The following is a 24,920-nucleotide window of genomic DNA, read 5'->3' as shown; positions in this document are numbered from 1 at the left end:
TATTGCGGTGGGGCGGTCGTCGCTCCCGGACACTCAATCTAAAGAAGTTAACTCAATGAAAATAACAATCTCCGGAACAGGTTATGTGGGTCTCTCCAACGGGATCCTGATTGCACAGCACCACGAAGTGGTCGCACTGGATATCGTGCAGGCCAAGGTTGATATGCTTAACCAGAAGATCTCCCCAATTGTAGATAAAGAGATCCAGGATTACCTGAGCAACAAGCCACTGAACTTCCGCGCCACGACGGACAAAGTTGATGCCTACAGTGGTGCGGATTTTGTCATCATTGCGACGCCAACTGATTACGATCCTAAAACCAACTACTTCAATACTTCCAGTGTAGAAGCGGTGATCAAAGACGTAACGGCGATTAACCCAAATGCCGTGATGATCATCAAATCAACCATTCCTGTTGGCTTCACTCAGTCGATCAAAGAAGAGCTGGGTATCGATAATGTCATTTTCTCACCAGAATTTTTGCGTGAGGGCAGGGCATTGTACGATAACCTGCACCCATCCCGTATCGTCATTGGTGAGCGCTCAGAGCGTGCGGAACGCTTTGCTGCGCTGCTGCAGGAAGGCGCTATCAAACAGAACATTGATGTGCTGTTTACCGATGCGACGGAAGCGGAAGCCATCAAACTCTTTGCTAACACCTATCTGGCAATGCGTGTCGCCTACTTTAACGAACTGGACAGCTATGCAGAGAGCCTGGGGCTGAACACTCGTCAGATCATCGAAGGCGTCTGCCTCGATCCGCGTATCGGTAATCACTATAACAACCCATCCTTCGGTTACGGTGGCTATTGCCTGCCGAAAGACACCAAGCAGCTGCTGGCAAACTATCAGGCGGTACCGAATAACTTAATCTCTGCGATTGTAGATGCGAACCGCACGCGTAAAGACTTTATCTCCGACTCCATTCTGGCGCGTCAGCCGAAAGTAGTGGGTGTGTACCGTCTGATCATGAAGAGCGGCTCGGATAACTTCCGTGCGTCCTCCATTCAGGGGATTATGAAGCGTATTAAGGCGAAGGGCGTCCAGGTTATTATTTATGAACCGGTGATGAAGGAAGATGAATTCTTCCATTCACGTGTGGTTCGCGATCTGGATGCCTTCAAAAAAGAAGCGGATGTGATTATCTCCAACCGGATGGCGGAAGAGTTGTCTGACGTGGCGGATAAGGTCTATACCCGCGATCTGTTTGGCAGCGACTGATTATGCTGTAAAAGAAAAAAGCCCGGCGATAATGCCGGGCTTTTTTTTAAACCTTATAGAAGTCGCGATACCAGTCAACGAAGTTCTTCACGCCGTCTTTCACTGATGTCTGCGGCTTAAAGCCGATGACCTCATACAGCGCAGTCGTATCCGCACTGGTCTCCAGGACGTCGCCTGGCTGGATCGGCATCAGGTTTTTGTCCGCTTCGATGCCTAAGGCCTCTTCCAGCGCCGTGATGTAGTCCATCAGCTCAACGGGTGAGCTGTTACCGATGTTATAGACGCGATAAGGCGCTGAACTGGTGGCCGGGGAACCTGACTCCACCGTCCACTGGCTGTCAGCCTGTGGGATCACATCCTGCAGGCGAACAATTGCCTCGGCGATATCATCGATGTAGGTGAAGTCGCGCTTCATCTTACCGAAGTTATAAACATCAATGCTCTTGCCTTCAACCATGGCTTTGGTGAATTTAAACAGCGCCATATCCGGACGGCCCCACGGACCGTATACGGTAAAGAAGCGCAGGCCGGTGGTCGGCAGGCCGTACAGATGGGAGTAGGTGTGCGACATCAGCTCGTTGGCTTTTTTGGTCGCGGCGTAGAGCGATACCGGGTGGTCAACGGAATCATCGGTCGAGAAAGGCATTTTACGGTTCAGGCCGTAAACCGAACTTGAAGAGGCGTACAGCAGGTGCTGCACCTTATTGTGGCGACAGCCTTCCAGCACGTTCAGATGACCAACCAGGTTGGCTTCTGCGTAAGCGTGAGGATTATCCAGGGAGTAGCGCACGCCTGCCTGGGCGGCGAGATGAATGACGCGATCGAATTTTTCATCGGCGAAGAGCGTGGCCATGCCTTCACGGTCAGCCAGATCGAGCTTATGGAAGGTAAAGTTCGCGGATGTCAAAAGATCAAGACGCGCCTGCTTCAGGTTCACATCGTAATAGTCATTGAGGTTGTCGATACCTACAACCTGATGCCCGGCATCCAGGAGCCGCTTGCTTACATGTGCGCCGATAAAGCCCGCTGCGCCAGTGACCAGAAATTTCATAACTGTCCTCATCTGTTACTTATCATGTCCGGTGCGTTAAGTACCGGATTTGGGGTATGATAACGCGATGCGCAGGGTTACCAAACATCATATTTTCGATATCGCTCATCGGATTCCTATAGATAATCCGAAAACAATCGATAAACTATATCTCAAACTTTATTCTTTGCGCTTATTTGCATTCTAAGGACTATATGACTCACAACAACAATAACGTGGTCACGCGAAGCAGTGACCCTGAGCAGATTGATTTGATTGATCTTGTTGTCCAGCTGTGGCGGGGAAAATGGATCGTTGCTGCGTTTATCGCCCTCGCACTGATTCTTGCTGGAGTGTACCTGGCTTTTGCCAAAGAGAAGTGGACGTCTACCGCAATTATTACCCAGCCCGATGCAGCCCAGATTGGTGGTTATAGCAACGCGCTGAACATTCTCTACGGTGCTAATGCGCCGAAATTAACGGATATTCAGGAGAGCGTGATTACCCGTTATAACGCCTCTTTCTCCGCATTGTCCCAGACGCTGGAAAACCAGGACATTCCTGAAAAGCTGATCATTGAACAATCAGTGAAAGGCCAGCCTTTGCCGTTGAGCATCAGCTACGTAAATGGTTCGGCTGAAGCGGCGCAAAAGCAGGTGGCGAAATACATTCAGCAGGTAGATGAGCAAATTCAAAAAGAGCTTGAAGTTGATCTCAACGACAACATCAAGCAGCAGGTTCTGACCCTGAAGGACGTTCTGGGTAACCAGGAGACCATTGCTCAGGAGCAGAAAGACCTGCGTATCAGACAGATTACCGAAGCGCTGAAGTACGCCGAGGCGGCAAACATTACGACGCCTAAAATTCAGCAGACCCAGGATGTAACGCAGGAGACGATGTTCCTGTTAGGTACCGAAGCGTTGCAATCCATGATTGCCCACGAGTCTTCGCGTCCTCTGACGCTGTCCGATAGCTACTACCAGAATAAACAGAAGCTGCTGGATATTCAGAAGCTGAAAATCGATCCGACCTCTATCCATGCCTATCGCTACGTGATGAAGCCAGATCTGCCGATCCGCCGTGACAGCCCGAAACGTTCAATCGTGCTGATCCTCGCGGTACTGCTCGGCGGCATCATCGGCTCCGGTGTGGTGTTAGGCCGCAACGCGCTGCGAAACTACAACGCCAAAGCCTGATACAGGTTCAACCGCTGAAAAAAAACCGGGTTTCCCCGGTTTTTTTTATTTATGCCGTTGGCGCAGATTCTCAATCACCGTTGTTAAATCCAGCTCCTGATCCTGCAGCAGCACCAGCAGGTGATACATCAGGTCAGAGGCTTCATTCGTCAGCTCGTCCCGGTCGTTCACGGTGGCGGCCAGGGCTGTCTCAACACCTTCCTCACCGACCTTCTGCGCGATGCGCTTGGTGCCGCTGGCATAGAGCTTCGCAGTGTAGGAGCTCTGCGGGTCAGCGGTTTTGCGTTCCGCCAGCAGTTGCTCCAGCTGATACAGGAACAGCCACTGGTGGCTGGCGTCGCCAAAGCAGCTGCTGGTGCCGAGATGGCAGGTTGGTCCGATAGGGTTAACCAGCACCAGCAGGGTATCGTTATCGCAGTCCGGGGTGATGCTCACCACATTCAGAAAATGGCCGGAGGTCTCGCCTTTGGTCCACAGACGCTGTTTGGTGCGTGAGAAGAAGGTCACTTTGCCGCTGTCGAGGGTCTTCGCCAGGGCGTCCTGATTCATATAGCCCAGCATCAGCACTTCACCGGACACCGCGTGCTGCACCACCACCGGCATCAGGCCGTCGGTTTTTTCCCAGTCCAGCTGCGCACGTTGTTGCTCTGTTAACATACCCTGATCTCCACGCCCTGATTCGCCAGGAACGTTTTTAACTCACCAATATTAATAATTTGCTTGTGGAACACCGAGGCCGCCAGCGCGCCGTCAACGTCGGCATCGCGGAAGGCTTCCAGGAAGTGCTCCATCGTGCCTGCACCACCCGAGGCAATCAGCGGCACGTGGCATACTTCGCGCACTTTTTTCAGCTGCGCCAGGTCATAGCCGTTACGCACGCCATCCTGGTTCATCATGTTCAGCACGATCTCTCCCGCACCGCGCTTCTGCACTTCCTGCACCCAGTCCAGCGTCTCCCATTGGGTCACGCGGGTGCGGCTCTCGTCGCCGGTATACTGATTGACGTGATACTTGCCGGTAGTCTCGTCAAACCAGGTATCGATCCCGACCACAATGCACTGCACGCCGAAGCGGTCCGCCAGGCGGGTGATCAGCTCGGGGTCGGCCAGGGCAGGGGAGTTAATGGAGATCTTATCCGCGCCGAAGGAGAGAATTTTGGCCGCATCTTCCGCCGATTTAATCCCGCCCGCCACGCAGAAAGGAATGTCGATCACTTCCGCGACGCGCGCGACCCAGCTTTTATCCACCACGCGTCCATCGCTGGAGGCAGTGATGTCATAGAAGACCAGTTCGTCAGCCCCTTCTTCCGCATAGCGTTTAGCCAGGGGAACGATATCACCGATGATTTCGTGGTTGCGGAACTGCACGCCTTTCACGACCTGTCCATCACGCACGTCGAGACAAGGAATTATCCGTTTTGCCAGCATTGAATCGCCTCCGTCACAGTAAATTTTTCTTCCAGCAGGGCGCGACCAACGATAACCCCACGAACGCCCGTACCACGCAGGGCCGCGATATCATTTAAATCACCAATGCCGCCTGAGGACTGGAACGCCACCTGCGGATAACGGGCGCAAACCTCTTCGTACAGCGACACGTTAGAGCCCGCCAGCGTGCCGTCACGGGATATATCGGTGCAGAGGACATGCTTCAGCCCCTCCGGCAGATAGAGCTCCACCAGCGCTTCCAGCGTCACGCCGGAGTTCTCCTGCCAGCCGCTGACCGCAACCTGTTTTTGTCCCTGGTCATCGATACGCACGTCCAGCGCCAGCACCAGCGCGTCGGCACCGAAGCGTCTGAACCAGCCTTTTACCGTCTCCGGATCTTTTACTGCCGTAGAGCCTACCACCACGCGCGCCACGCCCGCGTCGAGCAGCGCCGCCACGTCCTCTTCTGTACGCACGCCGCCGCCAACCTGGACCGGGACGTTCACGCCCGCGACCAGTTTTTTCAGCAATGGGATCTGCCGTCTGGCAGGATCTTTCGCGCCGGTCAGGTCAACCAGGTGCAGCACTTCTGCACCCTGAGCGGCATAGTCCTGCAGCCGTGGCAGCGGATCGTTGCCATAGTCGCGTTGCTGGCCGTAGTCGCCCTGGTGAAGACGGACAACCGTGCCGTCAATTAAATCTAAAGCGGGAATAATCATTACATCTCCAGGAAGTTTTTCAGCAGCTGCGCCCCTGCGGCACCGGAACGCTCCGGGTGGAACTGCACGCCGTAGAAGTTATCTTTCTGCACTGCGGCGGTGAAAGGTTCACCGTAGTGGCACTGGGCGATGGTGTGGGCGTTAACCGGCATCGCATAGCTGTGCACGAAATAGAAGTACGCCCCGTCCTCGATCCCGCGGAACAGGCGATCGCCCGCCTTCGGATAGACGCGGTTCCAGCCCATGTGCGGCAGCGGCAAACCGTGATCGGTCATCTTTGGCACGTCTTCATCGATAATGCCCAGCAGATCCACGCCGTTAGACTCTTCACTGCGACGGCCCAGCAGCTGCATCCCCAGACAAATCCCCAGCACCGGCTGGGTACAGGCTTTAATCAGTTCGACCAGCTCACGCTGGTGGATCTGATCCATCGCCGCCTGCGCCGTACCGACGCCCGGTAAAAAGAGTTTGCTGGCGCGCAGGACCACATCCGGATCGCGGCTGACCAGCGGGTCGTAGCCGTGACGGGCGATGGCGGATTTTACAGAGTTAAGGTTGGCGCAGCCGGTATCGAGGATCACCACGTTCATTACAGCACTCCTTTCGACGACGGCAGGGTATCGCCTTCCACGCGAATGGCCTGGCGCAGGGTGCGGCCAAAGGCCTTAAACAGGCTCTCCACGCGGTGGTGATCGTTCTTGCCTTTGGTTTTCAGGTGCAGCGTCAGGCCCATGGTATAGGAGAGGGAGCGGAAGAAGTGCTCAACCATCTCGGTGCTGAGGTCGCCCACGCGCTGGTAGGTAAAGTCGGCTTTGTATTCGAGGTGCGGACGGCCAGAGATATCCAGCGCGCAGCGGGCCAGGCACTCGTCCATCGGCAGCACAAAGCCAAAGCGGTTGATCCCGCGCTTGTCGCCCAGCGCCAGCTTCAGCGCTTCGCCCAGCGCCAGGCCGGTATCTTCCACGGTGTGGTGATCGTCAATGTAGAGATCGCCTTTTACGCCGATCTCCATGCGGAATCCGCCGTGGGTGGCGATCTGATCCAGCATATGATCGAAGAAGCCGACGCCGGTGTGGATCTTGCTGCCGCCTTCGCGATCCAGCCACACCTTCACGTCAATCTGCGTCTCTTTGGTGTTGCGCTCAACGTGGGAGAAACGGTCGCGTCTGGTCAGCTGCTCGCCAATCATCGCCCAGTTGAGGGTATCGCGGTTGTAGCGCAGGCCCGCGATGCCCATGTTGGTGGCCAGCTCAATGTCGGTGGCGCGATCGCCAATCACGTAGCTGTTGGCTTTATCCAGTGCCGCTTCGGCGAGGTACTGCTCTACCAGCTTCACCTTCGGCTTACGGCAGTCACAGTTGTCTGCGGGTAAGTGCGGGCAGATCAGCACTTCATCAAACGCCACGCCCTGTGAAGAGAGGATCTGCATCATCAGATCGTGCGGACCGTCAAAATCGGCCTGGGGGAAGCTGTCGGTGCCCAGACCGTCCTGATTGGTGATCATCACCAGCTTAAAACCGGCCTTCTGCAGCTTAAGCAGCACAGGAATAACGTCGGCTTCAAACGCCAGCTTGTCGAAACGATCGACCTGAAAGTCCGTGGGTGGTTCTGAAATGATGGTGCCGTCACGATCGATAAAGAGGTACTTCTGGCTCATACTTTCTCCGCATTCAGGGCGTCGATAACGCGCTGGCTCTCTTCCCGGGTGCCCACGGAGATACGTAAGCAGCCACTCAAAGAGGGTTGTTTGTTCTGGTCTCTAAGGATAATGCCCTGATCCCACAAAGATTTAAATACTGCACTCGAGGCGGTGAAGCGCGCCAGAATATAGTTGGTTTCTGACTCGAAAACCTGCTCAACGCAGGCGATGTTTTTCAGCGCGCTGACGAGATACTCGCGCTCGGCAACGATCTGCGCCACCCGAGCGCGCATGGCAGTAATTCCCGCTGGCGCAAGGGCCTGAGCAGCGATATCCGCCACCGGGGTCGAGAGCGGATAGGGCGCAATCACCTTCATCAGCAGATCGATCACCTCTTTATTCGCCAGCGTAAAGCCGCAGCGCAGCCCGGCAAGGGCAAAGGCTTTTGACAGGGTACGCAGGATCACCAGGTGCGGATACTCAGCCAGCCACCCGGCCAGCGCCGCCTGCGGGCAGAACTCAATATAGGCTTCATCGGCGACCACCAGGGCTTTGCCGCGGGTCATCTCCAGCAGGGTGCGAATGTCCTGGGGGTTAATCAGCTGGCCGGTGGGGTTGTTCGGGCTGCAGACAAACACCACCTTCACGCCGTCGAGATTATTGGCGATACCCTGCAAATCGAGCTGCCAGTTTTCAAGAGAGGGCACCTTGCGCAGCTCAACGTTGAAGGTTTCGGCGCTCACGGTGTACATCCCGTAGGTCGGCGGGCAGTAGAGCACCGCGTCCTGGCCCGGCTCGCAGAAGGCACGGATCAGCAGTTCGATACCCTCATCTGCGCCGCGACTTACCAGCACCTGCTCCGGTTGCACGCCAGCATAGGCGGCGTAGTTTTCGATCACCGCTTTCGGCTGGCACTCCGGGTAGCGGTTCAGCGTCTGCTGGGTCAGCTCAAAGGCGACAGGCGTCGGAAATTCATTGGCGTTCAGCCAGACATCGCCATTGCCCCCCAGGCGGCGGGCAGACTGATACGGGGTCAGGGCGCGAACGTTCTCGCGGGCTAACTCTTCAATATTCATGCTTGCTCCTTCAGGGCGGCAACGCGCAGCGTCACGGCATTTTTGTGGGCGGTGAGACGTTCGGCGGCGGCCAGCGTTTCAATGGTTGCCGCCAGGCTGGCAAAGCCCTCGCGGGAGAGTTCCTGCACGGTCATGCGCTTCTGGAAATCCGCCAGTCCCAGGCTGGAGCAGGTCGCGGTATAACCGTAAGTAGGCAGCACGTGGTTGGTGCCGGAGGCGTAATCCCCTGCGGATTCCGGGGACCAGTCGCCGAGGAATACCGAACCGGCGCTGGTGATGCTGTCGACCAGTTCACGGGCGTTGCGGGTCTGAATGATCAGGTGTTCCGGGCCATACAGGTTAGAAATGGCGATGCACTGGTCAAGATCCCGGGCCACAATCAGGCGGCTGGCAGAGAGCGCCTGACGGGCAGTTTCTGCCCGGGGCAGATCCGCAAGCTGGCGTTCCACGGCTTCGCCGACCCGTTTTGCCATATCCGCATCCGGCGTCAGCAGGATCACCTGTGAATCCGGGCCATGCTCGGCCTGAGAGAGCAGGTCAGAGGCCACGAAATCCGGCGTTGCACCGCTGTCGGCGATGACCAGCACTTCCGACGGACCGGCCGGCATGTCGATGGCTGCACCGTCCAGCCGCTGGCTGACCTGGCGCTTGGCTTCGGTGACGAAGGCGTTGCCCGGGCCAAAAATTTTATCCACGCGCGGAACGGATTCGGTACCCAGCGCCAGCGCCGCGATGGCCTGTGCCCCGCCAACCTTGTAGACCTCCTGCACGCCGCACAGCTGAGCGGCATACAGAATCTCATCGGCAATCGGCGGCGGCGAGCAGAGCACCACTTTCCGACAGCCGGCGATACGGGCAGGCGTCGCCAGCATCAGCACGGTAGAGAAGAGCGGGGCGGAGCCACCCGGAATATACAAGCCCACCGAGTCGACCGGACGGGTCACCTGCTGGCAGCGCACGCCGGGCAGCGTTTCCACGTCGACGGCGGGCAGTTGCTGGGCGGTGTGGAAGGTATCAATGTTCTGCACCGCAACGGCCATCGCCTGCTTTAATTCATCGCTCAGACGTGCCGCAGCCAGGGCGATCTCCTGCTCGCTCACCTTCAGCGCGCTAACCTCGGTTTTGTCGAATTTCGCGCTGTACTCCCGCAGGGCATCGTCGCCGCGGGCTTTCACATTGTCCAGGATCTCCGCCACGGTGCGGGTGATGCTCTCCGAGGCGGAGATAGCCGGGCGCATCAGCAGCGCGCGTTGTTGCTCTGCGTCGCAGGTGTTCCAGTCGATGAGGGTATTAAAGCTCATATCATTTTCCTTTTACCGGATGCGCATTGCTTATCCGGCCTACTAGACCCGTAGGCCCGGTAAGCGTCAGCGCCACCGGGCAGCAAAAGTGGAATTACTCCATCATCTTCTCGATCGGCAGCACCAGGATAGAGCTGGCGCCCAGCGCTTTCAGTTTTTCCATGGTTTCCCAGAACAGAGTTTCGCTGCTGACCATATGCATCGCCACACGCTGCTGATCCCCTGCCAGCGGCAGAATGGTTGGGCGTTCGGCGCCCGGCAGCAGGGCAATCACTTCATCCAGACGTTCGGTTGGCGCGTGCATCATGATGTACTTGGATTCGCGCGCCTGGATCACGCCCTGGATACGGGTCAGCAGGCGGTCAATCAGCTGCTGTTTGGCTTCCGGCATGTCGCCGTCGCGCTGGATCAGGCAGGCCTTGGAGCGGTAAATCACTTCCACTTCGCGCAGGCCGTTAGCTTCCAGCGTTGCGCCGGTGGAGACCAGATCGCAAATCGCGTCAGCCAGACCGGCACGCGGCGCGACTTCAACAGAACCATTCAGCAGGCAGGATTTAAACTGCACGCCTTTTTGATCGAGGTAACGCTTCAGCAGGTGAGGGTAGGAGGTGGCGATACGTTTACCGTTCAGCCCGGCCGGGCCGTCCCAGGCTTCGTCAGCCGGGGTGGCCAGCGACAGGCGGCAGCCGCCAAAGTCCAGACGACGCAGCGTGAAGTAACGCGGGTCTTCGCCCTGCGCGCGGCGGGTCAGGAGCTCTTCTTCCAGCACGTTTTCGCCGATGATGCCCAGATCCACCACGCCGTCCATGACCAGGCCCGGAATGTCGTCGTCACGCACGCGCAGAATATCAATCGGCATATTCTCTGCCAGCGCAATCAGGCGCTGGGTGTGCAGGTTGATTTTTATGCCGCAGCGCGCCAGCAGTTCGCGGGAATCGTCGCTAAGACGACCTGATTTCTGCATAGCTATGCGTAAACGTGAATTATCTAACATTGTCGGTTCCTCATGATCCTGTTGTAACTTGCCTGAATACGGTCCAAAAAAAAGCCCCCGGAAGATGATCTTCCGGGGGCTTTTTCTTGCGCTCATGCACCACTGGAAGATCTGAATGTCTTCCAGCACACATCGCCTGAAAGACTAGTCAGGATGATGGTGATGATGGTGGTGTTTAAATTGAACGCGTGTCATAAAATTCTCGATGAATGCTTATTCATGTGATGTCGTTTAACCTAAACCACTTGCGCTACATAAAGCAAGGGCTTTTTTTTATCATTAAATGATTTCATATTGGCGCTATCAATTGTCAGTTCCGCGTGGCTGGCGTAGCCTTACAGCAGAGGCGTAAAAGTCAGGAGAAAACGCATGAAAAAGGTCGCAATTGTCGGTCTGGGATGGCTTGGAATGCCGCTGGCCATGTCGTTACAGGCGCGGGGCTGGCACGTTACCGGCAGTAAAACCACTGCAGATGGCGTCGAAGCGGCGCGAATGTGCGGCATTGAGAGCGTGGAGTTGCGCCTGGAGCCGGAACTGGTGTGCGACGCCGATGACCTGGATGCCCTGATGAATGTCGATGCGCTGGTCATTACCTTACCGGCGCGTCGCACCGGTCCCGGGGAGAACTATTACCTGCAGGCCGTGCAGGAAATTGTCGACAGCGCCCTGGCCCATCATATTCCGCGCATTATTTTCACCAGCTCAACCTCGGTATATGGCGATGTCGAAGGCGCCGTCAAAGAGAATATGCCGCGCCAGCCGGTAACGGCCAGCGGGCGTGTTTTAAAAGAGCTGGAGGACTGGCTGCATAATTTACCCGGCACACAGGTGGATATATTACGTCTGGCAGGGCTGGTAGGCCCGGGCCGTCATCCGGGACGTTTTTTTGCCGGAAAATCAGCGCCTGATGGACAGCATGGCGTCAATCTGGTCCATCTGGAGGATGTAATTAACGCGATTACTCTGCTATTGCAGGCTCCAAAGGGCGGGCACATCTATAATATATGTGCGCCCTCTCATCCAACACGCAGTACATTCTATCCGGTGATGGCCCGTCAGCTTGGTCTGGAGCCACCGCACTTCCACGATGCCCCCGGAGAGGGGAAGGGCAAATTGATTGATGGGAACCGCATCTGTCATGAACTGGGATTTGAGTATCTCTTTCCCGATCCGCTGGTTATGCCAATGGAGTAATGCCGCTGGCGGAGCGTAGGCGCACCACAAGGGGGTGAGCATGAAACCGCTGCTGGATGTCCTTATAATCCTTGATGCACTGGAAAAAGAGGGGAGCTTTGCTGCGGCGTCGGCGAAGCTCTTCAAAACGCCCTCCGCCCTCAGCTACACCGTCCATAAGCTCGAAAGCGACCTCAATATTCAGATCCTCGACCGTACCGGCCATCGGGCGCGGTTTACCCGCACCGGACAGATGCTGCTGGAAAAAGGGCGGGAAGTGCTGCATTCCGTGCGCGAGCTGGAAAAACAGGCCGTTAAGCTGCATCAGGGCTGGGAAAACGAGCTGATTATCGGCGTAGACGACACTTTCCCTTTTTCACTGCTGGCTCCGTTAATTGAAGCCTTCTATCAGCATCACAGCGTCACCCGGCTTAAGTTTATCAACGGCGTGCTGGCGGGATCGTGGGAAGCGCTGGTGCAGGGGCGGGCGGATATCGTCGTTGGCGCGTTACATGAGCCGCCCCGGATCAGCGATTTTGGTTTTGCCTGCCTGGGACAGCTGGAACAGGTATTTGTCATCGCGCCGCACCACCCTCTGGCCCAGGAGCCGGAGCCGGTTAACCGTCGGGTCATTAAAAGCTACCGCGCCATTGTGGTGGGCGATAACTCACTCACAGCCTCATCACAGCTGCTTGACGATCAGGAGGCCATCACCGTCTTCGATTTTAAAACCAAACTGGAACTGCAAATAAGCGGCCTGGGCTGCGGTTATCTGCCCCGTTATTTAGCTCAGCGCTTTATTGAGAGCGGGGCTTTAATTGAGAAGCAGGTGATGACGCAATCCAGCTATGATTCCGTATGGATCGGCTGGAATGAGCAGACCGCCGGGCTGGCGAGTGCATGGTGGCGGCAGGAAATTTTAGCAAATAGTGCTATTGCTGCGGTTTATGGGCAAAGCGAAGCCGATAAATCAAGCGATTAGTATGAATTTTTTGTTGCACGGGGCCTATGCACTCTTGCCTTTTCGTCCCAAACCAGGGCAAAATGCGCCGCTGCAAACATATAAATAATCGACGATATAAAAGGCGTCGGTTATTTTTTTTTGCATGTAAGAAAATCATTTAAATCCAAGAGGCCGGGCTTCGTACCGGATAGATATTTACTAAAATCCGACAGTTGTTGTCGCTGAGGAAGAAAGAAATGGGGCAATCATTCGCTTACGTGGCGGTATTCACCGTAAAGGAGAATAACTATGTCGCATAACGCAACTCCAAAAACCTCTCGCGTGGAATTACGTAAAACGCTTACGTTGATTCCGGTTGTTATGATGGGCCTTGCCTATATGCAGCCGATGACGCTGTTTGATACATTCGGTATTGTATCAGGCCTCACTGACGGTCACGTTGCAACGGCGTATGCCTTTGCGCTGGTCGCTATTCTGTTTACTGCGCTGAGCTACGGCAAGCTGGTTCGCCGCTTCCCGTCCGCAGGCTCTGCGTACACCTATGCTCAGAAATCCATTAGCCCGGCTGTTGGCTTCATGGTGGGCTGGTCATCCCTGCTGGACTACCTGTTCATGCCGATGATCAATATTCTGCTGGCAAAAATTTACTTCGAAGCGCTGGTGCCTTCCGTACCGTCGTGGATCTTCGTTGTGGCGCTGGTGGCCTTTATGACCATCTCTAACCTGCGCAGCATCAAGACCGTTGCTAACTTCAACACCCTGATCGTTATCCTGCAGATGGGTATCGTGGCGGTGATTGTCGGTCTGATCATCTACGGTGTTTCCCACGGTGAAGGTGCAGGTACGCTGGTAAGCTCACGTCCGTTCTGGTCTGAAGGCGCGCACGTTGTGCCAATGATCACCGGTGCGACAATCCTGTGCTTCTCGTTCCTGGGCTTTGACGGTATCTCTTCTCTGTCTGAAGAGACCAAAGACGCTGAGCGTGTGATCCCGCGTGCCATCTTCCTGACGGCGCTGCTGGGCGGCGTGATCTTTATTGGCGCGTCTTACTTCCTGCAGCTGTACTTCCCGGATATCTCTCGCTTCAAAGATCCGGACGCGTCACAGCCAGAAATCATGCTGTATGTTGCCGGTAAAACCTTCCAGTGGGGCGTGCTGATCTTCTCCAGCGTTACCGTTCTGGCATCCGGTATGGCGGCGCACGCAGGCGTTTCTCGTCTGATGTATGTAATGGGTCGCGATGGCGTGTTCCCGACTCGCTTCTTCGGTTATGTTCATCCGAAATGGCGTACCCCGGCATGGAACGTGCTGCTGGTCGGTGCGATTGCGCTGCTGGCCATCAACTTCGACCTGGTTACCGCGACTGCCCTGATTAACTTCGGTGCGCTGGTTGCCTTTACCTTTGTTAACCTCTCCGTGATCTCTCAGTTCTGGATCCGTGAGAAGCGCAACAAAACGCTGAAAGACCACTTCAACTATCTGGTACTGCCAGTCTGTGGCGCGCTGACCGTTGGCGCACTGTGGGTCAACCTGGAAGAGAGCTCCATGGTTCTGGGTCTGATCTGGGGTGGTATCGGCCTGATTTACCTGGCCTGCGTGACCAAAAGCTTCCGCAACCCGGTTCCTCAGTACGAAGACGTTGCATAACAAATCCTGAGCCCGGCAAGCGTAGCGCCGCCGGGCAAAGCAAAAAAAACCGGAGAACATCGCCTCCGGTTTTTTTATGCCCTGAACTTACACAATTTCCTGCACATACTGATACAGCGCCTTCAACAGCGCCTGCTTCTCCGCGTTGCCTTCATACTCACCGTAGAGCATCTCCAGCTCTTGCGCGTAAGCCTGCAAATACTCCGGCGTAAAGACGTTGCGGCGATGCTGTAACCAGCGCTCCTGCTCGGCCTCATCCAGCGTGCCGGGGAAATTACGGGCGCGGTAGTTAAACATCAGCTTCCTGATGCGCTCATCCACAAAGGTGATATCCAGCGCGGGCAGGTTGCGGGGATCGGTCTTTAACACGATGTTCATGGCATTGCGGTCCGCATCGCTGAAAAAGCCGTTGTAGAGCTGGGCATCGACGTTCTCTGAGGGGATGAACGGCTCCGCTTCGGAAAAAATCGCCACCGCTTTTTCGCGCACCTGCGGATTATCCCGCAGCAATTTCAGGTTAGCCAGGCAGCGCTGCCTGTCGATTCCCAGCCTCTCAGCATCTTCCGGGCGCAGGGTGTTGGCAGGCGCCAGCACCGGACACTTGTTAATATGCACCAGCTTCACCGGGACGGCGGCATCCTCGCCCAGCGCCTCTTTCGGCGTGTACAGCCGCTCACGAAGCTGGTCGCTGTCGAGGGTCAGCAGTGGGGAGATATCACCCGCCAGATCCACCATAATCACCGCGTTGCGGTTTTCCGGATGCCAGGCCAGAGGGGCGACCCAGCTAGTATTGCCGCGCCAGGCACCAAACATGCCGGAGATATGCATCAGCGGCTTCATCTGCGGTACGTCAATCAGGGTGGTTAATTTTTGCTTGCTGCGATGGCTGAGCAGGTACTCGAACAGCTTCGGCTGCCGGGTCTTCACCAGCTTCGCCATCGCAATGGTGGCATACACATCCGCCATGGCGTCGTGGGCGTTGCTGTGTTCAATGCCATTTGCGCGGGTCAGATGCTCCAGGCGGAAGCTGGGCAGCCCGTCGTCGTTCTCAGGCCAGTTGATCCCCTCCGGGCGCAGGGCGTAGCAGGCGCGCATTACGTCGAGCAGATCCCAGCGAGAATTACGGTTTTGCCAGCTCCAGGCATAGGGATCGTAGAAGTTACGGTAGAAGATATGGCGGGTCACTTCGTCATCGAAGCGCACGTTGTTGTAGCCCACCACGCAGGTGTTGGGCACGGTGAACAGGTCGTGAATACGACGGGCGAACTCTGCCTCATTCACCCCTTTCTCGCGGGCTTCCTGCGGCGTGATGCCGGTCACCATCACCGCGCCGGGCTGGGGTAAATAGTCATCGGCCGGTTTGCAGTAAAACACCTCCGGCTCGCCGATAACGTTGAAATCTTCATCGGTGCGGATTGCGGCAAACTGAGCGGGGCGATCCAGCGACGGGCTGGTGCCAAAGGTCTCGTAATCGTGAAATAAAAATGTAGGGCGCGCGGCGGAGTCAGACACCAGTAATACCATCCTGTTTATGAGTGACCTCACTATGGTAAACCATCCGGCCTGGCACGCCGAAGGAAATGCGCTGTAACCGTGCAAATTTGCGAAGCATCGTCCGGGAAAACTATGCGTACTGTCACATTTTTTTGCAATTAATCCAGGAATCAACCTGAAAAGTTCCGTAAAAAGGTCAACGATTTTAAACGACCTGAGGATACACCGTTGAAACGCCGTCTGTTTATTGCTGTTTCTTTACTCACTTTGAGCATTTCATCCGCGCTGGCTGCCGACCCAATTAACTATGCGCCGCAGCCGCCGGCTATCCAGGCGGGATCCTGGGTGCTGATGGACTATACGACGGGGCAAATTTTAACGGCGGGCAATGAACACCAGCAGCGCAATCCGGCGAGCCTGACCAAGCTGATGACGGGGTATGTGGTCGATCGCGCTATCGACAGCCACCGTATCACGCCGGAAGACATGGTCACCGTGGGGCAGGACGCCTGGGCAAAGGGCAATCCGGTCTTTGACGGCTCCTCGCTGATGTTCCTGAAAGCAGGCGAGCGCGTTTCTGTGCGCGACCTTAGCCGCGGCCTGATTGTTGACTCCGGCAACGACGCCTGCGTGGCGCTGGCCGACTATGTGGCGGGCGGGCAGCCGCAGTTCGTTACGATGATGAATGATTACGTCAAAAAGCTGAATCTGCGCGATACCCATTTTGAAACGGTCCACGGTCTCGATGCGCCGGGCCAGCACAGCTCCGCCTTCGACCTGGCGGTGCTCTCCCGCGCCATCATCCACGGCGAGCCGGCGTTTTATCACATGTACAGCGAAAAGAGCCTGACCTGGAACGGCATCACCCAGCAGAACCGTAACGGCCTGCTGTGGGATAAGTCGCTCAGCGTGGATGGCCTGAAAACCGGGCACACCTCCGGCGCCGGCTTTAACCTGATCGCCTCCGCCGTTGACGGTGAGCGCCGTCTGATTGCCGTCGTGATGGGAGCCGAAAGCCCGAAAGGTCGCGAGGATCAGGCGCGCAAACTTCTCCACTGGGGACAGCAGAATTTCGATACCGTGCAGATCCTGCGTAACGGCAAGCAGGTGGGCAACGAGCGCATCTGGTACGGCGATAAGGAGCGTATTTCACTCGGCACCGATCAGGATTTCTGGCTGGCGCTGCCGAAGGCGGAGGTGCCGAACATTAAGGCCAAATACGTGCTGGACAAGAAAGAGCTGGAAGCGCCGATTGCCGCCCATCAGCGTGTAGGGGAGATCGAGCTATACGATCGCGATAAAGTCGTGGCCCACTGGCCGCTGGTGACGCTGGAAAGCGTCGGTAAAGGCGGGATGTTCTCGCGTCTGAGCGATTATCTGCACCATAAGGCATAACGTATGAAGGAGCAGGCTGGCGACTGTGCGAGCCTGCTCGCATAATAAACAGTTCATTATTGTTAAACCGCTTTTCTCTGCATTACAGTGTATGTATATACAGTAAACAATCGGAGGCAGCATGGACTACAGGATCACGCACCAGAATAAACGCAAAATTGCCGGTTTTCATATGGTTGGCCCATGGGAACAAACCGTTAAGCAGGGTTTTGAGCAACTGATGATGTGGGTGGAAGGGCGTCAGATCCAACCCCTGGAGTGGGTGGCGGTTTACTACGATAATCCCGATGAAGTTCCTGCTGAAAAGCTGCGCTGCGACACGGTTGTCACCGTGCCGGACGATTTTGTTATCCCACCTAACAGCGAAGGGGTGATCCTCACCGAAGTGGCAGAGGGCGACTACGCGGTGGCGAAAGCCCGCGTCGAGAACCACGATTTCGCCACCCCGTGGAACCTGTTTTTCGATAGCCTGCTTGAAGATGTCGATTACCAGATCGCGCCAAAAGCCTGCTTTGAACGCTATCTGAATGACGGCAACGCCGACGGTTACTGGGATATTGAGATGTTTATTCCGGTCCAGAACCGTATCGCGTAAGAGGCCACTAATTCTTACTCTTTCCAGGGTTTTTCTGCCGGGGGGCACAACTCCGGCAGAAAACGCAGTACAATCAGGGTTTGCCGTAAAGCTGGAGAGCCTGTGCGCCCCGACAAGTCTCTGACACCTTTTGAAATTCGACTGTATCGTCATTACCGCACCGTACACGGCTGCCGTATCGCGCTGGCGTTTATCCTCACCTTCTTACTGGTGCGTCTGCTGGACGTGCCGGAAGGAACATGGCCGCTGATCACCCTGGTGGTCATCATGGGGCCCATCTCTTTCTGGGGGAACGTGGTTCCGCGCGCGTACGAGCGTATTGGCGGCACCATTCTGGGCTCGGCGCTGGGGTTAATTGCCCTGAAGCTGGAGCTTATCTCTCTACCGCTGATGCTGCTGTGGTGCGCGGCGGCCATGTTCCTCTGCGGCTGGCTGGCGCTCGGTAAACGCCCCTACCAGGCGCTGCTTATCGGCATCACCCTCGCGGTGGTTATTGGCGCGCCGACCGGGGACATGCAGACCGCGCTGTGGCGAAGCGGCGACGTGATCCTCGGTTCCCTGCTGGCGATGCTGTTTACCGGCATCTGGCCGCAGCGGGCGTTTTTACACTGGCGTATCCAGATGGCGAACTACGTCACCGCCTTTAACCGGGTCTATCAGGCGGGCTTTTCACCCAACCTGGTTGAGCGTCCGCGGCTGGAAAAGCACCTGCAAACCATCCTCAACGACGTGGTAAAAATGCGTGGCCTGATTACCCCGGCCAGCAAAGAGACCCATATTCAGCGAGCCATCTTCGAGGCGATCCAGACCGTCAGCCGCAACCTGGTCTGCATGCTCGAACTGCAGATCAACGCGCACTGGTCCTCCCGGGCCAGCCATTTTGTGATGCTGAATGCCAGGACCCTCAAAGAGACGCAACAGATGACTCAGCAAACGCTGCTCACCATCGCCCATGCGCTTTACGAAGGCAATCCGCAGCCCATACTGGCCAACACCGAGCGGCGGAATGAAATTGTTGCCGAGCTGCGTCAGCTGATGAACGATCACCGCAGTGAAAACGTGGCGGAAACGCCCATTCACGGCTATGTATGGTTGAGCATGGAACTTGCCCGCCAGCTGGAATTACTGTCACATCTTATCTGCCGGGCACTGCGCAAATAAAAAGCGGCTATGCGCGGTTGCGTTGTCTGCTGCTTCGATTCAGCAGAAATTGAGGTTATGATAGGGACAAAGGAAAAATTATTGTCATCAGCAATCGCTATCAGTAAGTTAATGCCATAGCGGTTGTTTAAACGAATCCGAATCTCACATTATCAGGGGTGTAAAAATGGAAACTACTAAGCCTTCGTTCCAGGATGTTCTGGAATTCGTCCGCCTGTTCCGCCGCAAGAACAAACTGCAACGTGAAATCCAGGACGTTGAGAAGAAGATCCGTGACAACCAGAAGCGAGTTCTGCTGCTGGACAACCTGAGCGATTACATCAAACCAGGCATGAGCGTTGAAGCAATCCAGGGCATCATTGCCAGCATGAAAAGCGACTACGAAGACCGCGTAGATGATTACATCATCAAAAACGCTGAGATCTCTAAAGAACGTCGTGAAATCTCGAAAAAGCTGAAAGTGATGGGCGAGATGAAGCACGCTGAAGTCAAAGGCGAATAATCGCCGCTGAACAGACTAAGCCCTCCGACCTGTCGGGGGGCTTTTTTTTGGCCGCCGTTTATCCGCCCCGGAAAAGCAAAAAGCCTGCTCGAAAGCAGGCTTCTTAAATGTGGCTCCTCTGACTGGACTCGAACCAGTGACATACGGATTAACAGTCCGCCGTTCTACCGACTGAACTACAGAGGAATCGTTGTGGAGCGTTATCTTAGCGGCGAAAAAACTTTTGTCAAACCTGATCTTAGCCAGGATTGTTCAACTGCCGATTCTGTCATCAGTTTGTCGTAATTACCAACATATTTTTGTGGGAAATACTTTGCAGGATCTGCATTTCTCCCTCATTATTTGAAATGTAGTTTCAACTCTCTCTCTAAGGTCCATTTTGAACGTCACCTCCGCTTTACGCCAGGCCGTGATGCGCACGCGCTGGTATAGCAAACGTAAGAGCTACAAAGTTCTCTTCTGGCGCGAAATCACCCCCCTGGCCGTGCCTATTTTTCTGGAAAATACCTGCGTTCTGCTGATGGGCGTGCTCAGCACCTTCCTGGTGAGCTGGCTCGGTAAAGAGGCGATGGCGGGCGTGGGGCTGGCCGACAGTTTCAATATGGTCATCATCTCCTTCTTTGCGGCCATCGATCTGGGTACCACGGTGGTGGTGGCATTTAGCCTCGGTAAGCGCGATCCGCGCCGGGCCCGGGCGGCTGCCAGACAGTCGCTGGTGATCATGACCCTGTTCTCCATTGTGCTGGCGGCGGTGATCCACTATTTCGGCGAAGAGATCATCAATGTGGTTGCCGGTGAGGCCACCGGCGAGGTGAAAGCCCTGGCGCTGTCGTATCTTGAAATGACGGTGCTCAGCTACCCGGCAGCGGCCATTGCGCTGATTGGCAGCGGGGCGCTGCGTGGGGCAGGGAATACCAAAATTCCGCTGCTGATTAACGGCGGGATGAACATCCTCAACATCATGATCAGCAGCGTGCTGATCTACGGGATTTTCTCCTGGGACGGGCTCGGGTTTGTCGGGGCCGGTCTGGGGCTGACGATCTCCCGCTATATCGGTGCCATCGCGATTATTGTGGTGCTGGCGGTTGGTTTTAATCCGGCGCTGCGTATCAGCCTCAAAAGCTATTTCAAGCCGCTCAATTTCGCCATTATCTGGGAAGTGATGGGCATCGGCGTGCCCGCCAGTATTGAGTCGGTGCTGTTCAACGGCGGCAAACTGTTGACCCAGATGTTTGTGGCCGGGATGGGGACCGACGTCATCGCCGGTAACTTTATCGCCTTTTCCATCGCCGCATTGATCAACCTGCCGGGTAACGCCCTGGGTTCCGCTTCCACCATCATCACCGGTAAACGGCTCGGGAAAGGGCAGATCGGCCAGGCGGAGCGCCAGTTGCGCCACGTCTTCTGGCTCTCGACGATCGGGCTTACCGCCATTGCCTGGGGCACTGCGCCGTTCGCCAGCCTGCTGGCGTCGTTCTATACCCATGAGCAGGACGTTAAGGACGTGGTGGTGATCCTCATCTGGCTTAACGCCGCCTTTATGCCGATCTGGGCGGCGTCCTGGGTGCTGCCTGCCGGGCTGAAAGGGGCGCGCGATGCCCGCTTTGCCATGTGGGTCTCTATGCTCGGGATGTGGGGCTGTCGCGTGGTGGCCGGTTATACCCTGGGGATCATGCTGGGTATGGGCGTGGTGGGTGTCTGGCTGGGGATGTTCCTCGACTGGGCGGTACGCGGCGCGTTGTTCTACTGGCGCATGGTCAGCGGACGCTGGCTGTGGAAATATCCGCGACCTGCGCGTGAAAATGCGGCGGTAATCCCCGAGGAACGGATAGCGAATGTGCAAACTGGGGAATAAATCGGCAAACGATGCAAAAACTGCATTCTGCCTTTGACATCGCCAGGTGGCATCGCTAATATTCGCCCCGTTCACACGATTCCTCTGTAGTTCAGTCGGTAGAACGGCGGACTGTTAATCCGTATGTCACTGGTTCGAGTCCAGTCAGAGGAGCCATATTTAAGAAGCCCGCTTAAGGAAACTTAAGCGGGCTTTTTGCTTTTTCTGATTGCCCTCTCCGCCAGGAGAGGGCGAGTACAGGCTACCGGTGCACGCGCGCCGTTGCCGCGATCAGCCACGGACGGGCCTCACTGCTAACGTGCGGCGAGAGCGCCTCGCGTACCCGGTGGTGGTAATCATTCAGCCACTTAATCTCTTTATCGCTGAGCAGCGCCAGCTGCACCTGGCTCAGATCAATCGGGGCCAGCGTCAGCGACGCGAAGCGGCAGAAGCCCGGCACGCTTTCTACCACCTCCACCTGGTTTTCAATGCGGATACCGTACGCATCGGCCAGATAATAGCCCGGCTCAATAGTCATGATATTGCCTGCCACCAGCGGCCAGGGGTTGACCTTCTTCGCGATCCGCTGCGGATTTTCATGGATCAGCAACTGGTGGCCGACGCCATGTCCGGTGCCATGATCAAAATCGAGCCCCAGCTCCCACAGCGCAGACCGCGCAAAAGCATCAATCTGATGCCCGCATGTCCCGGTCGGGAATTGCAGGGAAATGAGCGATAAAAAGCCTTTCAACACCGCAGTGTAATGCAGTCGACACTGCTCGCTCAGCGGACCAAAAGCCAGAGTGCGCGTGGCGTCGGTGGTACCGTTGTGATACTGCCCGCCGGAATCGTTGAGGTAAAAATGCGCGCGGGTGATGGCGGTATTGGTCTGCTCGCTGGAGTGGTAGTGGCACATCGCCGCGTTGCCGGCGGAGGCGGATATGGTGGCAAAACTCTGTTCGATAAAGCCCGGCCGCTGCTGGCGGAAGATAAGCTGCTGCGCCTGGGCCTCCAGTTCGGTAATCGGGTTGTCAGCGGCTTCGCGACGCGGCACCTCGTGCGCCAGCCAGGCAAGGAAGTTGACCCATGCCACGCCATCCTGATGGTGACTGTCGCGGTAGCCCGCCAGCTCGACAGGGTTTTTGTGTGCTTTCATCGCGGTGATCGGATCGGCGTGCCAGACGATCTCGCCCTGCGATTCAACGGCAAAGCGCAGGGCGACAGGCGCTGTATCGGCATCAATCATAAGTCGTTTACCCACACAGAGTTGCTGGCTGCGCGTCAGGAAATCCGCTTCAGGCGATAACGTCAGGCTCTCCAGCAGCGCGGACGGAAGTCCGCGGGTTTTCTCTGGCGCGACAAACCACTCCACCGCACCCTCGTGGCTCAGCAGGGCAAACGAGTTTGGCACCGGGCTCATCGGGATATCGCTGCCGCGCACGTTGAGCAGCCAGGCGATGTTGTCCGGCTGAGTGATGGCCAGATAATCGGCGTTCTGTTTTGCCAGAATAGCGGCCACGCGCTGGCGTTTATCGGCGCTGCTCTCGCCGCTGATCGCCAACGGCATTTCGCGGATGGCACCCACAGGCGGGGCCGGACGATCCTGCCAGAGCAGATCGAACGGGGAGTCATTCAGGGCGACCAACTCGCAGTGGCTGGCGTTCAGCGCTTCGTACTGGACGTTGGTCATCAGCATCGCTTCAAAAGCGATTCGGGTATCTGCCGCCACGTTCTGCTGCAACCATTCCGCCAGCGGATCGTTGTGCAGGTGCAGGATCTCAATCTCGGCCAGATTAACCTGTTCACGGGCCTGAACCTGATAACGTCCGTCGACAAACAGCAGGGCGCGATCGCGCAGGATCAGGGCGTGGCCCGCCGAGCCGTCGAAGCCGGTCAGCCAGGCGAGAATATCGTCGTGCGGGTGGCAATATTCACTCTGAAAGGCATCGGCGCGCGGCACGATAATGCCATCCAGCGCCTGGGTTTCCAGCCACTGGCGCAGGGCGGAGAGCGGTGATGGGGTTTGCATAACTTTCCTTTTTTATGATTAGCGGAACGGCGGCTCGTTAAAGGTACGCAGTTTACGCGAGTGTAATTTATCGCCCTCGGCGCGCAGCCGATCGATGGCGCGAATGCCAATCTGCAGATGCTCGGAGATGGCCCCCTCGTAGAAACGGTTGGCCTGGCCGGGGAGCTTAATTTCGCCGTGCAGCGGCTTATCGGAGACGCACAGCAGGGTGCCGTAGGGCACGCGGAAGCGGTAACCCTGGGCGGCGATGGTGGCGCTCTCCATATCGATCGCCACCGCGCGGCTTAAGTTAAAGCGCAGCGCCGACGCCGAGTAGCGCAGCTCCCAGTTACGGTCGTCGGTGGTGACAACCGTTCCGGTACGCAGACGCTGCTTAACCTCTTCGCCCGGCATGCCGCTCACCTCTTTAGTGGCGTCGTACAGCGCCCGCTGCACCTCGGCGATGCTCGGGATAGGGATATCCGGCGGCAGCACCGCATCCAGCACGTGGTCGTCACGCAGGTAGGCGTGGGCCAGCACGTAATCGCCAATCAGCTGGCTTTCACGCAGCCCGCCGCAGTGACCAATCATCAGCCAGACGTCCGGGCGCAGTACCGCGAGGTGATCGCAGATGGTTTTGGCGTTAGACGGACCTACGCCGATGTTAATCAGGGTGATGCCCTGCCCATCGGCGGTGACCAGGTGCCAGGCGGGCATCTGGTGCTTTTTCCACGCCAGATCGGAGATGGCCTGTTCCGGGGCTTCGGTTTCGGCGGTGATCCAGATCCCACCCGCGCAGGAGAGGGCGATGTACGGGCTGTCGGGATCGAGGATCTGACTGCAGCCCCAGCGCACAAATTCATCCACATAGCGGGTGTAGTTGGTAAACAGCACGAACGGCTGGAAGTGTTCTGCGGGCGTGCCGGTGTAGTGGCGCAGGCGCGCCAGTGAGAAATCGACGCGGCGGGCGTCAAAGTGCGACAGCGGGGAAAATTCCGCGGGATGGTAGATCCCGTCCGCCGTCTCATCGCCGATCTGCGACAGCTCGGTAGTCGGGAAGTGGCGCGTCAGGCCCGCGCTCATGGAGCGGTCCAGGGTCAGCTCTGAGCCGTCGATAACGTACGGATAGGGGATCTCATGGCGCGATGGCTCTACGGTGATATGGGCGCCATAATCCTGATACAGCAGCGTCAGCTGCTCTTCCAGATAAGGACGGAAAAGCGTCGGACGGGTGACGGTGGTGGAGTAGCATCCGGCATGGGTAAAACGGCCATAGGCGCGGGTTTTTGGTGGATTGGTGGCGCTACCATCCCAGGTCACGGAAAGTGACGGATAAACAAAGAGGCCATTCATTCTGGCCTCTGGATCGGGGAGCGTTCCGTCTTTGATATAGTTGCTGATGGCGCTGCGCAGGGCGTTGACCGCCTGGTCGTACAGCGCATCCAGCGTTTCCAGTGCCTGAGCCGGGGTCAGGCTGGAGCCCTTATTATTCATCTCTGTCTCCTTGTTCCACAGGTGTACGGCGTTACCCGATAGTATGTCA

General features: G+C 56.6%; 24 protein-coding genes, 2 tRNA genes and 1 other annotated feature. Of the genes, 12 read left to right on the top strand and 14 right to left on the bottom strand.

Annotated elements, in window-relative coordinates; all coding sequences use genetic code 11:
* Nucleotides 1-55 precede the first annotated feature (55 nt).
* Nucleotides 56-1,222: a UDP-glucose 6-dehydrogenase gene (ugd, locus tag FHN83_RS03130; protein WP_039030245.1), complete on the top strand. Its 1,167-nt coding sequence runs from the start codon at nucleotides 56-58 to the stop codon at nucleotides 1,220-1,222.
* Between the two features lie 46 nt (nucleotides 1,223-1,268).
* Here the strand turns inward: ugd and FHN83_RS03125 are convergent, their stop codons facing one another.
* On the bottom strand, nucleotides 1,269-2,273 hold the full coding sequence (locus FHN83_RS03125) for an NAD-dependent epimerase (RefSeq protein ID WP_138369970.1): 1,005 nt from the start codon (nucleotides 2,271-2,273) through the stop codon (nucleotides 1,269-1,271).
* Nucleotides 2,274-2,467: 194 nt separating this feature from the next.
* Between FHN83_RS03125 and wzzB the strand changes: the two genes are divergently transcribed.
* The gene (gene wzzB / locus FHN83_RS03120) at nucleotides 2,468-3,448 is read left to right on the top strand and encodes an LPS O-antigen chain length determinant protein WzzB (RefSeq protein WP_138369971.1); all 981 of its coding nucleotides are present in this window, start codon (nucleotides 2,468-2,470) and stop codon (nucleotides 3,446-3,448) included.
* 45 nt (nucleotides 3,449-3,493) lie between these two features.
* Here wzzB and hisIE read toward each other — a convergent pair whose 3' ends face one another.
* The 9 genes from hisIE to hisL form a co-directional block, all read right to left on the bottom strand.
* Nucleotides 3,494-4,105 carry a bifunctional phosphoribosyl-AMP cyclohydrolase/phosphoribosyl-ATP diphosphatase HisIE gene (gene hisIE / locus FHN83_RS03115; RefSeq protein WP_139563211.1) on the bottom strand — a complete coding sequence of 204 codons (612 nt, stop codon included), beginning with the start codon at nucleotides 4,103-4,105 and terminating at the stop codon, nucleotides 3,494-3,496.
* On the bottom strand, nucleotides 4,099-4,875 hold the full coding sequence (gene hisF, locus FHN83_RS03110) for an imidazole glycerol phosphate synthase subunit HisF (RefSeq protein ID WP_139563210.1): 777 nt from the start codon (nucleotides 4,873-4,875) through the stop codon (nucleotides 4,099-4,101). Before hisF ends, hisIE begins: the two co-directional genes overlap by 7 nt.
* A complete protein-coding gene (gene hisA / locus FHN83_RS03105) occupies nucleotides 4,857-5,594 on the bottom strand; it encodes a 1-(5-phosphoribosyl)-5-[(5-phosphoribosylamino)methylideneamino]imidazole-4-carboxamide isomerase (RefSeq protein ID WP_139563209.1) in 738 nt (245 codons plus the stop codon). The genes hisF and hisA overlap by 19 nt, the downstream gene beginning before the upstream one ends.
* Nucleotides 5,594-6,184, bottom strand: a complete 591-nt coding sequence (hisH, locus tag FHN83_RS03100) for an imidazole glycerol phosphate synthase subunit HisH (protein WP_138369973.1) — start codon at nucleotides 6,182-6,184, stop codon at nucleotides 5,594-5,596. Before hisH ends, hisA begins: the two co-directional genes overlap by 1 nt.
* Nucleotides 6,184-7,251: a bifunctional histidinol-phosphatase/imidazoleglycerol-phosphate dehydratase HisB gene (gene hisB / locus FHN83_RS03095; protein ID WP_039030238.1), complete on the bottom strand. Its 1,068-nt coding sequence runs from the start codon at nucleotides 7,249-7,251 to the stop codon at nucleotides 6,184-6,186. Before hisB ends, hisH begins: the two co-directional genes overlap by 1 nt.
* Nucleotides 7,248-8,309 carry a histidinol-phosphate transaminase gene (hisC, locus tag FHN83_RS03090; protein WP_139563208.1) on the bottom strand — a complete coding sequence of 354 codons (1,062 nt, stop codon included), beginning with the start codon at nucleotides 8,307-8,309 and terminating at the stop codon, nucleotides 7,248-7,250. Before hisC ends, hisB begins: the two co-directional genes overlap by 4 nt.
* Complete coding sequence (gene hisD, locus FHN83_RS03085) at nucleotides 8,306-9,610, bottom strand: histidinol dehydrogenase (RefSeq protein WP_139563207.1); 1,305 nt, start codon at nucleotides 9,608-9,610, stop codon at nucleotides 8,306-8,308. Before hisD ends, hisC begins: the two co-directional genes overlap by 4 nt.
* A gap of 94 nt (nucleotides 9,611-9,704) precedes the next feature.
* Complete coding sequence (gene hisG / locus FHN83_RS03080) at nucleotides 9,705-10,604, bottom strand: ATP phosphoribosyltransferase (protein WP_039030235.1); 900 nt, start codon at nucleotides 10,602-10,604, stop codon at nucleotides 9,705-9,707.
* 45 nt (nucleotides 10,605-10,649) lie between these two features.
* Nucleotides 10,650-10,773: a sequence feature (His leader region), on the bottom strand.
* Complete coding sequence (gene hisL / locus FHN83_RS03075) at nucleotides 10,749-10,799, bottom strand: his operon leader peptide (RefSeq protein WP_001364200.1); 51 nt, start codon at nucleotides 10,797-10,799, stop codon at nucleotides 10,749-10,751. (Overlaps the previous feature by 25 nt.)
* 174 nt (nucleotides 10,800-10,973) lie before the next feature.
* Between hisL and FHN83_RS03070 the strand changes: the two genes are divergently transcribed.
* The 4 genes from FHN83_RS03070 to FHN83_RS03055 all read left to right on the top strand — a co-directional run bounded on the left by FHN83_RS03070 (nucleotide 10,974) and on the right by FHN83_RS03055 (nucleotide 14,388).
* Nucleotides 10,974-11,798, top strand: coding sequence for an SDR family oxidoreductase (locus FHN83_RS03070; protein WP_138369976.1), 825 nt, complete (start codon nucleotides 10,974-10,976; stop codon nucleotides 11,796-11,798).
* 40 nt (nucleotides 11,799-11,838) lie between these two features.
* Nucleotides 11,839-12,759: a LysR family transcriptional regulator gene (locus tag FHN83_RS03065; protein WP_039030233.1), complete on the top strand. Its 921-nt coding sequence runs from the start codon at nucleotides 11,839-11,841 to the stop codon at nucleotides 12,757-12,759.
* Nucleotides 12,760-12,977: 218 nt separating this feature from the next.
* Nucleotides 12,978-13,040, top strand: a complete 63-nt coding sequence (gene yoeI / locus FHN83_RS28925) for a membrane protein YoeI (protein WP_138370007.1) — start codon at nucleotides 12,978-12,980, stop codon at nucleotides 13,038-13,040.
* Nucleotides 13,030-14,388, top strand: coding sequence for an APC family permease (locus tag FHN83_RS03055; RefSeq protein ID WP_039030232.1), 1,359 nt, complete (start codon nucleotides 13,030-13,032; stop codon nucleotides 14,386-14,388). The genes yoeI and FHN83_RS03055 overlap by 11 nt, the downstream gene beginning before the upstream one ends.
* An 87-nt stretch (nucleotides 14,389-14,475) precedes the next feature.
* On the opposite strand, the gene sbcB is transcribed toward FHN83_RS03055, so the two are convergent.
* Nucleotides 14,476-15,900, bottom strand: coding sequence for an exodeoxyribonuclease I (gene sbcB, locus FHN83_RS03050; protein WP_139563206.1), 1,425 nt, complete (start codon nucleotides 15,898-15,900; stop codon nucleotides 14,476-14,478).
* A gap of 210 nt (nucleotides 15,901-16,110) precedes the next feature.
* Between sbcB and dacD the strand changes: the two genes are divergently transcribed.
* From dacD to FHN83_RS03030, 4 genes are all read left to right on the top strand, one after another.
* Entirely contained in the window at nucleotides 16,111-17,277 is a 1,167-nt protein-coding gene (gene dacD / locus FHN83_RS03045; RefSeq protein WP_039030231.1) for a serine-type D-Ala-D-Ala carboxypeptidase DacD, read from the top strand.
* A 121-nt stretch (nucleotides 17,278-17,398) separates the two neighbouring features.
* Entirely contained in the window at nucleotides 17,399-17,872 is a 474-nt protein-coding gene (gene sbmC, locus FHN83_RS03040) for a DNA gyrase inhibitor SbmC (protein WP_139563205.1), read from the top strand.
* A gap of 102 nt (nucleotides 17,873-17,974) precedes the next feature.
* The gene (locus tag FHN83_RS03035) at nucleotides 17,975-19,033 is read left to right on the top strand and encodes an FUSC family protein (RefSeq protein ID WP_139563204.1); all 1,059 of its coding nucleotides are present in this window, start codon (nucleotides 17,975-17,977) and stop codon (nucleotides 19,031-19,033) included.
* A gap of 166 nt (nucleotides 19,034-19,199) precedes the next feature.
* Nucleotides 19,200-19,535, top strand: coding sequence for a DUF496 family protein (locus FHN83_RS03030; protein WP_039030228.1), 336 nt, complete (start codon nucleotides 19,200-19,202; stop codon nucleotides 19,533-19,535).
* A gap of 110 nt (nucleotides 19,536-19,645) precedes the next feature.
* Here the strand turns inward: FHN83_RS03030 and FHN83_RS03025 are convergent.
* A tRNA-Asn gene (locus tag FHN83_RS03025) sits at nucleotides 19,646-19,721 on the bottom strand.
* A gap of 193 nt (nucleotides 19,722-19,914) precedes the next feature.
* Between FHN83_RS03025 and FHN83_RS03020 the strand changes: the two genes are divergently transcribed.
* Nucleotides 19,915-21,390 carry an EmmdR/YeeO family multidrug/toxin efflux MATE transporter gene (locus FHN83_RS03020; RefSeq protein ID WP_039030227.1) on the top strand — a complete coding sequence of 492 codons (1,476 nt, stop codon included), beginning with the start codon at nucleotides 19,915-19,917 and terminating at the stop codon, nucleotides 21,388-21,390.
* An 80-nt stretch (nucleotides 21,391-21,470) separates the two neighbouring features.
* Nucleotides 21,471-21,546, top strand: a tRNA-Asn gene (locus FHN83_RS03015).
* 85 nt (nucleotides 21,547-21,631) lie between these two features.
* On the opposite strand, the gene FHN83_RS03010 is transcribed toward FHN83_RS03015, so the two are convergent.
* Nucleotides 21,632-23,398, bottom strand: a complete 1,767-nt coding sequence (locus FHN83_RS03010) for an aminopeptidase P family protein (RefSeq protein ID WP_139563203.1) — start codon at nucleotides 23,396-23,398, stop codon at nucleotides 21,632-21,634.
* An 18-nt stretch (nucleotides 23,399-23,416) separates the two neighbouring features.
* On the bottom strand, nucleotides 23,417-24,871 hold the full coding sequence (locus tag FHN83_RS03005) for an AMP nucleosidase (protein WP_039030225.1): 1,455 nt from the start codon (nucleotides 24,869-24,871) through the stop codon (nucleotides 23,417-23,419).
* Nucleotides 24,872-24,920: the final 49 nt, after the last annotated feature.

It is taken from the genome of Leclercia adecarboxylata, assembly GCF_006171285.1.
Lineage (GTDB): Bacteria > Pseudomonadota > Gammaproteobacteria > Enterobacterales > Enterobacteriaceae > Enterobacter > Enterobacter barmai.
This window is presented reverse-complemented; position numbering and strand designations above follow the sequence as displayed.

What these genes read in the sequence shown, in the direction of transcription:
- ugd (WP_039030245.1), top strand. Translation starts at nt 56, where the DNA reads ATGAAAATAACAATCTCCGGAACAGGTTATGTGGGTCTCTCCAACGGG.
- FHN83_RS03125 (WP_138369970.1), bottom strand. Translation starts at nt 2,273, where the DNA reads ATGAAATTTCTGGTCACTGGCGCAGCGGGCTTTATCGGCGCACATGTA.
- wzzB (WP_138369971.1), top strand. Translation starts at nt 2,468, where the DNA reads ATGACTCACAACAACAATAACGTGGTCACGCGAAGCAGTGACCCTGAG.
- hisIE (WP_139563211.1), bottom strand. Translation starts at nt 4,105, where the DNA reads ATGTTAACAGAGCAACAACGTGCGCAGCTGGACTGGGAAAAAACCGAC.
- hisF (WP_139563210.1), bottom strand. Translation starts at nt 4,875, where the DNA reads ATGCTGGCAAAACGGATAATTCCTTGTCTCGACGTGCGTGATGGACAG.
- hisA (WP_139563209.1), bottom strand. Translation starts at nt 5,594, where the DNA reads ATGATTATTCCCGCTTTAGATTTAATTGACGGCACGGTTGTCCGTCTT.
- hisH (WP_138369973.1), bottom strand. Translation starts at nt 6,184, where the DNA reads ATGAACGTGGTGATCCTCGATACCGGCTGCGCCAACCTTAACTCTGTA.
- hisB (WP_039030238.1), bottom strand. Translation starts at nt 7,251, where the DNA reads ATGAGCCAGAAGTACCTCTTTATCGATCGTGACGGCACCATCATTTCA.
- hisC (WP_139563208.1), bottom strand. Translation starts at nt 8,309, where the DNA reads ATGAATATTGAAGAGTTAGCCCGCGAGAACGTTCGCGCCCTGACCCCG.
- hisD (WP_139563207.1), bottom strand. Translation starts at nt 9,610, where the DNA reads ATGAGCTTTAATACCCTCATCGACTGGAACACCTGCGACGCAGAGCAA.
- hisG (WP_039030235.1), bottom strand. Translation starts at nt 10,604, where the DNA reads ATGTTAGATAATTCACGTTTACGCATAGCTATGCAGAAATCAGGTCGT.
- FHN83_RS03070 (WP_138369976.1), top strand. Translation starts at nt 10,974, where the DNA reads ATGAAAAAGGTCGCAATTGTCGGTCTGGGATGGCTTGGAATGCCGCTG.
- FHN83_RS03065 (WP_039030233.1), top strand. Translation starts at nt 11,839, where the DNA reads ATGAAACCGCTGCTGGATGTCCTTATAATCCTTGATGCACTGGAAAAA.
- FHN83_RS03055 (WP_039030232.1), top strand. Translation starts at nt 13,030, where the DNA reads ATGTCGCATAACGCAACTCCAAAAACCTCTCGCGTGGAATTACGTAAA.
- sbmC (WP_139563205.1), top strand. Translation starts at nt 17,399, where the DNA reads ATGGACTACAGGATCACGCACCAGAATAAACGCAAAATTGCCGGTTTT.
- FHN83_RS03030 (WP_039030228.1), top strand. Translation starts at nt 19,200, where the DNA reads ATGGAAACTACTAAGCCTTCGTTCCAGGATGTTCTGGAATTCGTCCGC.
- FHN83_RS03010 (WP_139563203.1), bottom strand. Translation starts at nt 23,398, where the DNA reads ATGCAAACCCCATCACCGCTCTCCGCCCTGCGCCAGTGGCTGGAAACC.
- FHN83_RS03005 (WP_039030225.1), bottom strand. Translation starts at nt 24,871, where the DNA reads ATGAATAATAAGGGCTCCAGCCTGACCCCGGCTCAGGCACTGGAAACG.